Source organism: Luteimonas flava (genome assembly GCF_036584485.1).
In the GTDB taxonomy this organism is placed as follows: Bacteria; Pseudomonadota; Gammaproteobacteria; order Xanthomonadales; family Xanthomonadaceae; genus Luteimonas; species Luteimonas flava.
On sequence record NZ_JAZHBM010000001.1, the window covers coordinates 48,069 to 61,271 of the forward strand.

A 13,203-nucleotide genomic window follows, 5' to 3' on the forward strand; every position below is an offset into this window, starting at 1 on the left:
GTGACACCAGGAAGCCCGGCCTCGTGCCGGGCTTTCTGTTTGTGGGGCCGAATCTTTCTCCGTTTCCGGATTGCTGCGGCGACGCGGTTGCGCGGTCCCGACCAATCGGCAGCGAGACGCTGCAGGCAGGCGATATCGTGAATGCGCGAACGTCTAGTTTTTCCTTGTATGGCGTGTACTTGCCGCCTACACTTCAGGCCAATTCGACCTCGGGGATTGCCTCTCATGCGTGCTTTGTTTTTGTTGCCTCTGCTGGCGCTGCCACTCGTCGGCCATGCCGCTGACTGCAGCACGCTCGACACCCGCACCGCACGCCCCGTGCAGGCCACCGTGCTCGAGCCCGTGTCTCCCGAACTTGCCGCGCCGACGTATCGCCTCGGCACCAGCGCCGTGCTCGCGCGCGCCTATGACGAGGCGCAGTCCGCCGAGCAGGTCGTGCTGCGGCTCGAGATCGAGAAGTGCCAGAACGTCGCGATGGCTGCGCCTGCTGCAGGCGCCGTCAGTGCCAACGATCCGGCTGCCTACGTCAAGCAGACCGAGTTCGACAACACGCCCTACCGTTTCAACATGACCCAGGGCGGCAAGCGCATGACCGCCGACGATTTCGACGCGTGGATCAAGGCCAACGGTTACACGGTCGGCAGCCGCCGCGCCGATCCGAACGCGCCGGCTGCACCGGCCGCTGCAGAAACCGCACCGCCCGGCGAGACCCCGCCCGTCGAATGAGTGCTGCGCGTCTCTGCATCGACGGTATGACGACGGCCCGCGCAAGCGGGCCGTTCGCATGTCGAGGTGCCGTGTCTTGAAGCCCGTCGTGCGTCCGCCGCGCTACGGCCTCGCGCGCGTGCTGTCGAAGCGCGGGCTGTGTTCGCGCAGCGAAGCCGAGCGGCGCGTACGCGAGGGGCGTGTGCGGGTGGCCGGCAGGATCGTGCGCGATCCGGAGTTTCCGGTGGCGCTGGACGCGTCGAACATCGTGCTCGATGGCGATGTGGCGGGCGCAACTGCGCACCAGTACCTCGTCCTCAACAAGCCGCGCGGCTTGGTCACTACGGCGCGCGACGAGCACGGCCGCGACACCGTCTATCGCTGTTTCGACGGCGCGGACCTGGGCTGGATCGCGCCGGTGGGCCGGCTCGACAAGGCCAGCGAAGGCCTGCTGCTGTTCACCAGTGATCCTGCGTGGGCCGCACGCGTCACCGATCCCGAACAGGGGCCGCAGAAGACCTATCACGTGCAGGTCGACGGGCTGCCCGACGACGCCTTGCTCGAAGCGCTGGTGCTGGGCGTAGACGATGCGGGTGAGCGACTGCAGGCGGCCTCAGCGCGCCGGCTGCGTGAGGGCGCGCGAAACGCCTGGCTAGAAATCGTGCTCAACGAAGGCCGCAATCGGCAGATCCGCCGGCTGCTCGCTGCGCATGATCTGAGTGTGCTGCGACTGGTGCGCGTCGCGATCGGCGATCTCGCGCTGGGCGATCTGGCCAAGGGCGCGTGGCGCCCCTTGGCGGCCGGCGAGATCAGCGCGCTGGCGCGTCCATCGGATCCCGCCACCGGCTGAGGCGTGTCGCGAGCAGGGCTTCGACGACTTCGCGTGCGCGCACGTCGCCGGGACCCCGTGCATCGTGACCCTTGCCCTTGTCGTGATTGCAGCGGGCGCAGGCGAGCGCGAGGTTGCGTGGATCGTCCGCATCGTCGCCAACCTGCGCAGTGAGCGCCGCCGCAGCGCGTCGGCCGAACCAGGCCTGCGGCACCACGTGTTCCAGCGTCGCGAGCCCGAGCGGCTCGCCGTCATCGCGCACCTGCAGCGCGCTGCGGCAGTGCAGGCAACGCGTCGACCAGATGCCATCGTGGAGCACCGCAAGCGCATCGGTCTGCGTCGCGACCAGCAGACGCCGTCGCAGCGCGGCGCGCATGCTTCAGGCCTTCAAGACGCCCAGCTCGTGACCGATGCGGGTGAACGCATCGATCGCGCGATCCAGGTGTTCGCGCGTGTGCGCGGCGCTGATCTGGGTGCGGATGCGCGCCTGGTCCTTCGGCACCACGGGGAAGAAGAAGCCGATCGCGTAGATGCCTTCCTCGAGCAGGCGCTGCGCGAAGCGCTGCGCGAGCTTGGCGTCGTAGAGCATCACCGGGCTGATCGGATGCACGCCGGGGCGCACGTCGAAGCCGGCGTCGGTCATCCGCTCGCGGAAATAGCGGGTGTTCTCGACCAGCTGCGTGCGCAGATCGCCCGCGGCGTCGAGCATCTCGAACGCCTTGATGCCGGCGGCAACCACGTGCGGCGGCAGCGAGTTCGAGAACAGGTACGGGCGCGAGCGCTGGCGCAGCAGTTCGATGACTTCGCGTTTGGCGGTGGTGAAACCGCCGAGCGCGCCGCCCATCGCCTTGCCGAGCGTGCCGGTCACGATGTCGATCTTTTCCAGCACGCCCTTCACTTCCGCCGAGCCACGGCCGGTGTCGCCGAGGAAACCGGTCGCATGGCATTCGTCGATGTGCACCAGCGCGTCGTACTTCGCGGCCAGCGCGGTGATTTCGTCGAGCGGCGCGATGAAGCCGTCCATCGAGAACACGCCGTCGGTTGAAATGAGGATCGTGCGTGCGCCATCGGCGCGCGCCTGCTGCAGCTGCTTTTCCAGATCCGCCATGTCGCAGTTGGCGTAGCGGTAGCGCTTGGCCTTGCACAGGCGGATGCCGTCGATGATCGACGCGTGGTTGAGCGCGTCGGAGATGATCGCGTCTTCATCGCCGAGCAGCGGCTCGTACAGGCCGCCGTTCGCGTCGAAGCACGCGGCGTAGAGAATGGTGTCCTCCTTGCCGAAGAAGTCCGCGATGGTCTGCTCGAGCTGCTTGTGCAGATCCTGCGTGCCGCAGATGAAGCGCACCGACGCCATGCCGAAGCCGTGCGTATCGAGCGCGTCCTTGGCCGCGGCGATGATGTCCGGATGGTCGGCCAGCCCCAGATAGTTGTTGGCGCAGAAATTCAGCACCGTGCGGCCGTCTTCGAGCGTGATTTCGGCCGACTGGGGGCCGGTGATCACGCGCTCGGCCTTGAACAGCCCGGCGTCGCGGATCTCGTCGAGGGTATCGGCGTAGCGCTGGGTATTGGAGACGGCGGCCATCGGGCATTCCGGAAACGGGAAGGCCGCAATTCTACCAAGCGGCGGTCAAGGGACCCGCGTCGTTGCCGGCGACTGCGCACGCGCGGCGAGCCATTGCGTCCACGCCGCATCAAGTTCGGGGATCGACGCCGGCAGTCCGCTCTGCGAGCCGTGTGCGGCCAGCCAGCCTTCCATGTCGCCGCCGTTTGCAAGGAACGCGGCCATGTGGCCGAACACCGCGGGATCGCTGCTGGTGTCGAGCACGAAATCGGCGACGCCGCGCGCCTGCACGTAGAACCAGCCTGCATCGCCTGTCAGGCGCTGTGCCTCCGCGCCCGAGATCACGTGCGCGCCCGGCCCTCGGCTGGCCAGTTCGGACATGCGGGCCGCCATCGGATGCGGCTTGTCGAAGAACGTAGCCAGCGGCTGCAAATGGGCGGCGGCCTCCGCGCTGTGGAGCTTCGCGCGCCGGTTGTCGGCCATCACCTGTGATTCCAGCAGCACGGCTGCCAGCTCGTCCAGCCAGTCTGGGCCCGGGCCGCCGTAGTGGCCCGGGCCCCGCGACGTATCGGTTGCAGGCGCGCCCCAGAACGCGCGGATCAGCAACATGTGGCCGATCTCGTGCCGCAGCGTACTGCGGTCCGCGGCGCTGTCGGGTGGCGCGGTCGCGCTGGACAGGGCCGCGTCGATACGGGCCTGCAATTGCGCTTCGTCCATGCCCGGCATGCTGGCGCGCAGCTGCCGTTCGAGCGCGCTGCGCTGGACCGCGCGTCGGCCCGGGGCGTCCAGCCAAGGCAGTTGCCAAGCGGCGCCGGCCGCAGTGAACGCCTGCCCGAGGTCATCCGGGATGGCGCGGCCTTGGCCACCGGCGAAGACCGCACCGCGCGGCGCTGGTCTGCCGAAATAGGCCTCGAAGCTGCTGGCAGCCAGGTTAGCGTCTTCGGCGATCTGCCGGGCGGTCGCCAGATTCTCCGCATGGAACCATCCCTGCGGCGTGGCCACGCAGCTCAGCTCGGGAAGCTGGAGTGACGCCGGGCAGTCGCTGGTGTCAGCCGCGGCCGCCGAAGTGAAGGGCAGCAACGCTGCAAGCAGCAGCGTGATCGTGGGTCGCATGTCGCATCCTTGCCGAGAGTGCCGATACCGAACATAGGAGCCGGCATGCGCGCCGGAACGTGCCACAGGTCATGGCCCGTCCCGCGGCTCTCGACCGCGGGGCAGGCCGTACGCTCAACGCCAGTCGAGGACGACCTTGCCCGACTTGCCCGATTCCATCAGGTCGAAACCCTTCTGGAATTCGTCGGCCGGCAGCTGGTGGCTGAGCACCTTGCCGAGCGGGAAGCCCGACAGCACGAGCTGGGTCATCTTGTACCAGGTCTCGTACATCTTACGGCCGTAGATGCCCTGCACGGTGAGGCCCTTGAAGATGATGCGGTCCCAGTCGATGCCGGCGCCCTTGGGCAGGATGCCGAGCAGCGCGACCTTGCCGCCGTGGTACATGCAGTCGAGCATGTCGTTGAACGCGACCGGGTTGCCGCTCATCTCCAGGCCCACGTCGAAGCCCTCCATGTGGAGATCCTTCATGACGTCCTTGAGGGAGGTGTTCGACACGTTGACCACGCGCGTGGCGCCCATGTCCGCGGCCAGCTTGAGGCGGAAATCGTTGACGTCGGTGACCACCACGTTGCGCGCGCCGATGTGCTTGCAGATGCCCGCGGCCATCACGCCGATCGGGCCGGCGCCGGTGATCAGCACGTCCTCGCCGACGACGTCGAATTCCAGCGCGCAGTGCGCGGCGTTGCCGTAGGGATCGAAGAATGCGGCCAGCTCGCTCGGAATCTGGTCCGGGATCGGCCACAGATTGGTCGCCGGCATCACCACGTACTCGGCGAACGCGCCGTTGCGGGTGACGCCGATGCCGACGGTGTTCGGACACAGGTGCGGGCGGCCGGCACGGCAGTTGCGGCAGTGGCCGCAGACCAGATGACCTTCGGCCGAGACGCGCTGACCCACTTCATAGCCGGTGACCGCCGAGCCCAGCTCGACGATGCGGCCGACGAACTCGTGGCCGATGACCAGGCCCGGCGTGATCGTGCGCTGGCTCCACTCGTCCCACAGGTAGATGTGCAGGTCGGTGCCGCAGATCGCGGCCTTCTCGACGCGGATCAGGACGTCGTTCGGGCCGGGGGCCGGCACCGGCACTTCGGCCATCCAGATGCCTTTTGTCGCGTCGCGCTTGACCAGCGCCTTCATTGTCTGGGCCATTGTGTCGTGTCTGCGGATGCCGGAAAGAGCCGGCGATTATACGGCGCAGGCCCGTCGCGGCCGTGCTGCACTCGCACGTCGGCCAGCCGGCCTTGGCCTGCGCCGGGCGGGCGGGTTGGCTAGACTTGGCCCCCCGTCACGATCCACAGGACCACCATGCGCCATCCGTTACTGGCCGCGACGCTGCTGGGCGTCTTCTTCAGTTGCAGTGCGCCGGGGGTGGTGGCGGGCGAGGGCATGTGGGTGCCGCAACAGTTGCCCGACATCGCGCCGGCGCTGCGCAAGGCCGGGTTGAAGCTGGATCCGAACCGGCTGGCCGATCTGACCGGCGACCCGCTGGGCGCCGTGGTCTCGCTGGGTGGCTGTACCGCGAGCTTCGTCTCGCCGCAGGGTCTGGTGCTGACCAACCACCACTGCGCCTATGGCGCGATCCAGCTGAATTCGACCCCCGAGAACAATCTGATGCGCGACGGCTTCAACGCCGCGGCGATCGGCGACGAGATCTCGGCCGGCCCGAATGCGCGCATCTACGCGCTCGACAGCATCCAGGACGTCACCGCCGAGGTCCGCGCCGCGATAGACGCCGCGCCTGATGGCCTCGGGCGCACCACCGCGCTCGACACGATCGAGAAGACCCTCGTCGCGCGTTGCGAGGCCGATGCCGCGTATCGCTGCCGCCTGTACAGCTTCCTCGGCGGCAACAGCTATCGGCTGTTCCGCAACCTCGAAATCCGCGACGTGCGCCTGGTGTACGCGCCGGCGGGCGGCATCGGCAGCTTCGGCGGCGATGTCGACAACTGGATGTGGCCGCGCCACACCGGCGACTTCGCGTTCTACCGCGCCTATGTGGGCCGCGACGGACGCCCGGCCGACTACGCCGAGGACAACATCCCCTACACCCCGCAGCGTTTCCTGCGCCTGGCCGACAAGCCGCTGCGCGAGAACGATTTCGTCATGGTGGCTGGCTATCCGGGGCGCACCAGCCGCTACGCCTTCGCCGACGAATTCTCCGAAACCGTGGCCTGGCGCTACCCGCAGGTTGGCCGCCACTACCGTGCGCTGATCGATCTCGTCGAGGCGCGCGGCAAGGAAGATCCCGAGATCGACGTGCGTTACGCCAGCGCGGTGCGCGGCTGGCAGAACACGCTGAAGAACTACGAAGGCCAGTTGCAGGGCTTCGAGCGCATCGGCGCGCTGGCGCGCAAGCAGTCCGAGGAAACCGCGGTGCTCGAGTGGCTGCGCAGCCGCGGCAGCGATGGCGCGGCCGCGCTCGACGCGCACGCCAAGATCGTCGCCCTCGACGCCCAGGCCAAGGCCACGCGCGAACGCGACCTGGTGCTGTCGCTGCTCGACAACAGCGGCCTGCTGTCGACCGCCAATCGCCTGTACCGCCTGTCGATGGAGAAGGAAAAGCCCGACGCGATGCGCGAGCAGGGCTACCAGCAGCGCGACCTGCCGGCGATCGAGGGCGGCCTGAAGCAGATGGACCGCCGCTTCGTGCCGGCGATGGACCGCGAGCTCACGCGCTACGCGTTGCTGCAGTACATCCAGCTGCCGCCCGAGCAGCGCATCCAGGCGATCGACACCTGGCTGGGCGGCAACGACGCGGCCGCGATCGACCGCGCGCTGGACCGCCTGCAGCGCAGCACGCTGGCCAACAGCGACGAGCGCCTGAAGTGGTTCGCCGCCGATCGCCACGAGTTCCTGCGCAGCCGCGATCCGGCGCTGATGTACGCCGCGGCGGTGACACCGGAACTGCTGCAGATCGAACTCGCGTCCAAGGCCCGTGCCGGCGATCTGCTGCAGCTGCGTCCGACGTATCTGCAGGCCGTGGCCGATTACCGCGCCGGCCGCAAGGAAGCGGTGTATCCGGATGCGAATTCCTCGCTGCGCATCACCTTCGGCAACGTCGTGGGTTACACCAACCTCGCCGGCGCCCAGCAGACGCCGTTCACGCGTCTGGAGGAAATTCCGCCCAAGGCCACCGGTACCGAGCCCTTCGACGCGCCCAAGGCGCAGCTCGATGCGATCGCCGCGCGTCGCGATGGCGGGCTCGCGGATCGCCGCCTGCGTAGCGTGCCGGTCAACTTCCTGTCCGATCTCGACGTCACCGGCGGCAATTCCGGCTCGCCGGTACTCGACGCCGATGGCCGCCTGACCGGCCTGCTGTTCGACATGACCTGGGAAGCGGTGGTGTCGAACTGGGTGTTCGATCCGGCGATGACGCGCACGATTTCGGTCGACCAGCGCTACATCCGCTGGGTCATGCAGGAAGTCGATCCGGCGCCACGCCTGCTGCAGGAAATGGGCACGTCCGCGCGCTGAGTTTTCGTGCGCGCGCCGGGGCCTTATGCCCGGCGCGCGATGCATTCTGCGGCTGGGACCCCGGCCGCTTCGGCGGCGCCCCTCCCGTAAACTGTCGCGCCGGCATCGCCGGACGCCCCCCATTCGAGGAACCGCGCGATGAGAATCCTGCTCGCCCGCCACGGCGAAACGCCATGGAATGCCGAAGGCCGTTACCAGGGACAGGAAGACATCCCGCTGTCGGAAGTCGGTGAACGTCAGGCCACCCTGCTCGGCACGCGGCTGGCGGATGTCCGCATCGATCGCGCGGTCGCCTCGCCGTTGTCGCGCGCGGATCGCACCGCGCGGCTCGCGCTCGGCGCAACCCGTGCGTCGATGCTGTCGACCGATCCGGGCCTCGCGGAAATCGCGCACGGCACCTGGGAAGGCCTGCTGGCCAGCGAGATCCGCGAGCGCGATCCCGAGCGCCTGTCCGCCTGGCGCGACGCGCCCGACACTGTACAGATGCCCGGCGGTGAGTCGCTGCAGCAGGTATTCGACCGCGCCTGGCCCGCGTTCGCGCGCGCCGTCGATGGCCTCGGCCCGGACGACACCGCGCTGATCGTCGCCCACGACGCCGTCAACCGCGTGATCCTGTGCCGCGTGCTCGGCATTCCGCTCTCGCGCCTGTGGACGTTCCGCCAGGCACCGACGACCTTGAATCTGCTCGAAGGCCCCGACGTCGATCATCTCGACGTCGTGCGCCTCAACGACTGCGCGCACCACACCGCGTTCTTCGGCGAGGCGGTCCACCGCGCGCTATGAGTGAATCCCGTTCGCTGGCCGACTGGCTGTCGGCGATCGAAGCGCGCCACCCGACCGAGATCGAAATGGGCCTGGACCGCGTCGGTGCGGTCTACGCACGCATGGACTGTGGCCGTCCCGCGACGCAGGTGATCACGATCGCCGGCACCAACGGCAAGGGCTCGACGGTGGCCTTCGTCGAGTCGATCGCGCGCGCGGCGGGTTGGCGCGTCGGCGCGTACACCTCGCCGCATCTGCTGGCCTACAACGAGCGCGTGCGCATCGATGGCGCGGACGTCGACGACGCCGCGCTGGTCGAGGCGTTCGAGGCGGTCGAGGCCGCGCGTGGCGACACGCCGCTGACCTATTTCGAGACCGGCACGCTGGCCGCGCTGTGGCTGTTCGCGCGTGCCGAGCTGGATCTGGCCGTGCTCGAGGTCGGACTCGGTGGCCGGCTCGATGCGGTCAACATCGTCGAGCCCGATGTCGCGGTGATCACCACGGTCGGCCTCGATCACCAGGACTGGCTCGGCGACGACGTCGAGACGATCGGGCTGGAAAAGGCCGGCATCGCGCGCGCATGGAAGCCGTTGATCGTCGGCGATACCGATCCGCCGGCCAGCGTGTTGCGGCACGCCTACCGCATCGGCGCGGTCGCGGTCCGCGGCGGCAGCGATTTCCTGTACGCGCCGACCGATGCAGGCACCTGGATCTGGCGCGAGGTCGGCTTCGAAGTCGAGCTGCCGATGCCGACGCTGGCCGCGCCGGTGCAGTTGCGCAACGCGGCGGTCGCGATCGCCGCGATCCGTGCGCTGGATCGCGATCTCGACGATGCCGCGCTCGCGACCGGGATCGCCGGCGCCACGGTGGCCGGCCGTCTGCAGCGCTTCGAGCAGGACGGCGTGGAGATCGTCGTCGACGTCGCGCACAACCCGCAGGCGGCGCAGGCGCTGGCCGACTGGCTGATCGCGGGGCCGGCGGCTGGGCGCACGGTCGCGGTGTACGCCGCGCTCGCGGACAAGGACGCAGCCGGCGTGGCCCGGGCGCTGGCGCCGTCGATCGCGCACTGGCATCTGGCCGGATCGACGCTCGCCGGGGCACGCGGACAGGACGCCGCCACGCTGCGCGCGCGCCTGTCCGATGTACTGGGGGACGCGGTCACCACTCACGTCGACGTCGTCGCGGCGCTGGCACCCGCGCTCGACGAAGCCGCGCCCGGCGACCGCATACTGGTGTTCGGCACGTTCCACGCCGCGGCGGCCGCCCTGCAGGTGTTGCAGGGCAGGCGTTAAGAAGCAGGACGGGACGGCGCGTATAATTCGCGCGGCACCCGTGTCCGGATCCCGCATGTCGCCTGCATTGAAACAACGCCTGATCGGCGCCGCCGTGCTGATCGCGCTCGCGGTCATTTTCCTGCCGATGCTGATCAAGGGCCCCGCGCCCGCGAGCGGCCTGCCGGACATGTCGCTGGATGTGCCCGATGCGCCGACCGGCGACTACAAGACCGTCGACCTGCCGCTGATCGCGCCGCCCCCGGCGCGCGAGGGCGGCGCACTTGCCGGCGCGACCCCGGTGGCGGAAACCGCGCCCGCCGCGCCAGCAGCCACGCGCCCCGACGGCAGCGCGCTGCCGACCGTCGACACCTCCGAACAGGACAATCCGCTGCCCGCGACCGTCGCCGGCGGCGGTTACGCGGTGCACTACGCCGCGTTCGCCAGCGAGGCCGATGCCGAGGCGATCCTGCGCCAGCTCGGCGGGTCCGGCCTGCGCGGCTATCGCGAGGGTTTCACCCTCAACGGCAAGCCGGCCCAGCGCGTGCGCCTGGGGCCGTATGCCAACCGCGCCGATGCCGAGATCGTCCGCGTGCGCGCGGCGCAGGTCCGCGACGACGTGACCCCGCGCGTGGTCGCGCTCGATGCGGGCGCCCGCCCGGACGTGCCGCGCCCGGAAACGCCGGCAGCCGCACCGACGCCGGCGCCCGCCGCGTCGCGCCCGACCGCTGCGCAGACGCCTGCCGCGCCGACCACCGAACAGTTGCCCGAGGAGACGCCCGCCGCGCGGACGCCTGCACGCACGCCGCCGGCGCAGACACCGCCCGCCACGCCTGCGACGCCGCCGGCACCGCCCGCCGCGGCGCCGACGTCCGGCACCGGCTTCATCGTGCAGCTGGGCGCCTTCAGCAACGCGGCCGAAGCCAACCGTCTGCGTGATCGTCTGCGCGGTGCCGGCATCACCGCGTTCACCGATTCGGTCGACACCGACAAGGGCCGCCTGACCCGGGTCAAGGCCGGTCCGGTCGCGTCGCGCGGCGAAGCCGACCAGCTCAAGACGCGCGTCCGCAGCGCGGTGGGCGTCGACGGTCTGGTCCGATCGCACCCCTGACCGGCGCCGCAAGACACGTCGTCCGACACTCATACCGGCGCGTCCGCGCGCCTCAAGCAGAACTGGAAATCGAACATGTGCGGGATCGTCGGGATTGTCGGAACCTCTGAAGTCGCAGCCGCGTTGTACGACGGCCTGACGGTGCTGCAGCATCGCGGACAGGACGCGGCCGGCATCGCCGTCGCCAGCGGCACGGTGATGCGCGTGCACAAAGGCAACGGCCTGGTGCGCGACGTGTTCGACACCAAGGCGATGGATCTGCTGCAGGGCCGCGTGGGCATCGCGCATTGCCGCTATCCCACCGCAGGCAGCGAGGGTCACGACGAAGCGCAGCCGTTCTACGTCAACTCGCCCTACGGCATCGCGCTCGCGCACAACGGCAACCTGGTCAACACCGACCAGCTGCGCCAGCAGGTGTTCGAGACCGACCGCCGCAACGTCAACACCGAGTCGGATTCCGAAGTACTCCTCAACGTGTTCGCGCATGAGCTCGACCGCGAGAAGGCACTGACCCCCGAGGCCGCGTTCCGCGCCGTCGAAGGCGTGAACCGCCGCGCCAAGGGCGGCTACGCCGTGGTCGCGACGGTGCTGGGTCTGGGCCTGGTCGCGTTCCGCGATCCGCACGGCATCCGCCCGCTGGTGCTGGGCAAGCGCGAGACCGCCGAAGGCACCGAATACGCAGTGGCATCGGAATCGGTTGCGCTCGACATCCTCGGCTTCGAACACCTGCGCGATGTCGAGCCGGGCGAGGGCATCGTGATCACCCCGCGCGGCGAGCTGCATCACCGCCAGTGCGCGCCGCAGCAGCCGCACGCGCCGTGCATCTTCGAGTACGTGTACTTCGCGCGCCCGGACTCGATGATCGAGAACATCTCGGTGCACAAGGCGCGCATGCGCATGGGCGTGACCTTGGGCGAGAAGATCCTGCGCCTGCGGCCCGACCACGACATCGACACGGTGATCCCGATTCCGGACACCTCGCGCGACGCGGCGCTGGAAATCTCCAACACGCTCGGCGTGAAGTACCGCGAGGGCTTCATCAAGAACCGTTACGTCGGCCGTACCTTCATCATGCCGGGACAGGGCGAGCGCGCGAAGTCGGTCAAGCGCAAGCTCAATCCCATCCCGCTGGAATTCCGCAACCGCGTGGTGCTGCTGGTCGACGATTCGATCGTGCGCGGCACCACGTCCAAGCAGATCGTGCAGATGGCGCGCGACGCCGGCGCCAAGAAGGTGTATCTCGCTTCGGCCGCGCCGCCGGTGCGGCATCCGAACATCTACGGCATCGACATGCCGTCGGTCGACGAGCTGGTCGCGCACAACCGCACCGAGAAGGAGATCGAGGAGTTCCTCGGATGCGACTGGCTGATCTACCAGGATCTGGCCGATCTCGAAACCGCCGTCGCCGGCCCGAAATTTCCCGAGCGCCGCTTCGACAGTTCCTGCTTCAGCGGTGAGTACGTCACCGGCATCGAAGCAGGTTATTTCGAGCGCCTGCAGCAGCTGCGCAGCGACGACGCGAAGAAGAAGCGCCGCGCGTGAACACGGCGGTGGTCGCGGACGCGGCGGATCTGTTCGCGGCCGCGCGCCACTGCCTCGATGCGCGCGATCCCGATGACAAGATCGCGCTGACCGCGGAATATGCGCGCCGGTTCCGCGACGGCGCGCTGCCGCTCGATGCGAACGCGCCTGCGCCCGAGCCGATCGGCATGCCGGGCCGCCCCGAGCGCCCGAAACTCGTGCATCCGCGCGAATTGCCGCGGCGCGGTTTCGGCAGTGACGAAGGCCGTGCGGCCTTTATCCACGCGATCGCGCACATCGAACTCAACGCGATCGATCTCGGCTGGGACGCGGTCTACCGGTTTCGCGATCTGCCAGACGCGTATTACGCCGACTGGGTATCGGTCGCCGCCGACGAAGCGCGGCATTTCGTACTGCTGCGCGATCGTCTGCGCGACCTCGGGTTCGACTACGGCGATTTCGACGCGCACAACGGTCTGTGGGAAATGTGCGAGAAGACCGCGCACGACGGAATGGCGCGCATGGCACTGGTGCCGCGCGTGCTCGAGGCGCGTGGGCTGGACGTCACGCCCGGCATGATCGTGAAGCTGCGCGCGCTCGGCGATCTCGAGACCGTCGCCGTGCTTGAAGTGATCCTGCGCGAGGAAGTGGCGCATGTCGCCGCCGGCAGCCGCTGGTTCCGCTGGTTCTGCGAACGCCGCGGCGTGCAGCCCGAATCGACGTTCCGCGATCTGCTGTCCGATTACGCGCGCGCGGTATTGCACGGCCCGTTCAACATCGACGCGCGTGCCGCTGCAGGATTCAGCGAGGAAGAACTGGCCGCGTTGCAGGCGATCGCCGAACGCTGACCGCATCC

Annotated in this window: 12 protein-coding genes; 8 read left to right on the forward strand and 4 right to left on the reverse strand. The window is 69.1% G+C overall.

The genetic code is table 11. From position 1 onward, the window contains the following. Nucleotides 1–225 precede the first annotated feature (225 nt). Nucleotides 226–726 carry a hypothetical protein gene (locus V3391_RS00285; RefSeq protein WP_332076421.1) on the forward strand — a complete coding sequence of 167 codons (501 nt, stop codon included), beginning with the start codon at nt 226–228 and terminating at the stop codon, nt 724–726. Nucleotides 727–784: 58 nt separating this feature from the next. Then, nucleotides 785–1,555: a pseudouridine synthase gene (locus V3391_RS00290; protein ID WP_425497178.1), complete on the forward strand. Its 771-nt coding sequence runs from the start codon at nt 785–787 to the stop codon at nt 1,553–1,555. On the opposite strand, the gene V3391_RS00295 is transcribed toward V3391_RS00290, so the two are convergent. The 4 genes from V3391_RS00295 to tdh form a co-directional block, all read right to left on the reverse strand. Further along, nucleotides 1,515–1,910: an HNH endonuclease gene (locus tag V3391_RS00295; protein WP_332076423.1), complete on the reverse strand. Its 396-nt coding sequence runs from the start codon at nt 1,908–1,910 to the stop codon at nt 1,515–1,517. The genes V3391_RS00290 and V3391_RS00295 overlap by 41 nt on opposite strands. 3 nt (nt 1,911–1,913) lie before the next feature. After that, a complete protein-coding gene (gene kbl / locus V3391_RS00300) occupies nt 1,914–3,116 on the reverse strand; it encodes a glycine C-acetyltransferase (RefSeq protein WP_332076424.1) in 1,203 nt (400 codons plus the stop codon). Between the two features lie 45 nt (nt 3,117–3,161). Further along, a complete protein-coding gene (locus V3391_RS00305; RefSeq protein ID WP_332076425.1) occupies nt 3,162–4,208 on the reverse strand; it encodes a hypothetical protein in 1,047 nt (348 codons plus the stop codon). A gap of 114 nt (nt 4,209–4,322) precedes the next feature. Beyond that, entirely contained in the window at nt 4,323–5,357 is a 1,035-nt protein-coding gene (gene tdh / locus V3391_RS00310) for an L-threonine 3-dehydrogenase (RefSeq protein ID WP_332076426.1), read from the reverse strand. Nucleotides 5,358–5,594: 237 nt separating this feature from the next. Here tdh and V3391_RS00315 point away from each other — a divergent pair, with 237 nt between their 5' ends. From V3391_RS00315 to V3391_RS00340, 6 genes are all read left to right on the forward strand, one after another. After that, nucleotides 5,595–7,682, forward strand: a complete 2,088-nt coding sequence (locus tag V3391_RS00315) for a S46 family peptidase (protein ID WP_332077677.1) — start codon at nt 5,595–5,597, stop codon at nt 7,680–7,682. 138 nt (nt 7,683–7,820) lie between these two features. Continuing rightward, nucleotides 7,821–8,465, forward strand: a complete 645-nt coding sequence (locus tag V3391_RS00320; RefSeq protein WP_332076428.1) for a histidine phosphatase family protein — start codon at nt 7,821–7,823, stop codon at nt 8,463–8,465. Beyond that, entirely contained in the window at nt 8,462–9,736 is a 1,275-nt protein-coding gene (gene folC / locus V3391_RS00325; RefSeq protein ID WP_332076429.1) for a bifunctional tetrahydrofolate synthase/dihydrofolate synthase, read from the forward strand. The genes V3391_RS00320 and folC overlap by 4 nt, the downstream gene beginning before the upstream one ends. Before the next feature lie 55 nt (nt 9,737–9,791). Continuing rightward, nucleotides 9,792–10,826 (forward strand): SPOR domain-containing protein, encoded by a 1,035-nt coding sequence (locus V3391_RS00330; RefSeq protein ID WP_332076430.1) that lies wholly within the window; start codon nt 9,792–9,794, stop codon nt 10,824–10,826. Between the two features lie 75 nt (nt 10,827–10,901). Then, nucleotides 10,902–12,368, forward strand: coding sequence for an amidophosphoribosyltransferase (purF, locus tag V3391_RS00335; RefSeq protein WP_332076431.1), 1,467 nt, complete (start codon nt 10,902–10,904; stop codon nt 12,366–12,368). Further along, a complete protein-coding gene (locus tag V3391_RS00340) occupies nt 12,365–13,195 on the forward strand; it encodes a ferritin-like domain-containing protein (protein ID WP_332076432.1) in 831 nt (276 codons plus the stop codon). Before purF ends, V3391_RS00340 begins: the two co-directional genes overlap by 4 nt. Nucleotides 13,196–13,203: the final 8 nt, after the last annotated feature.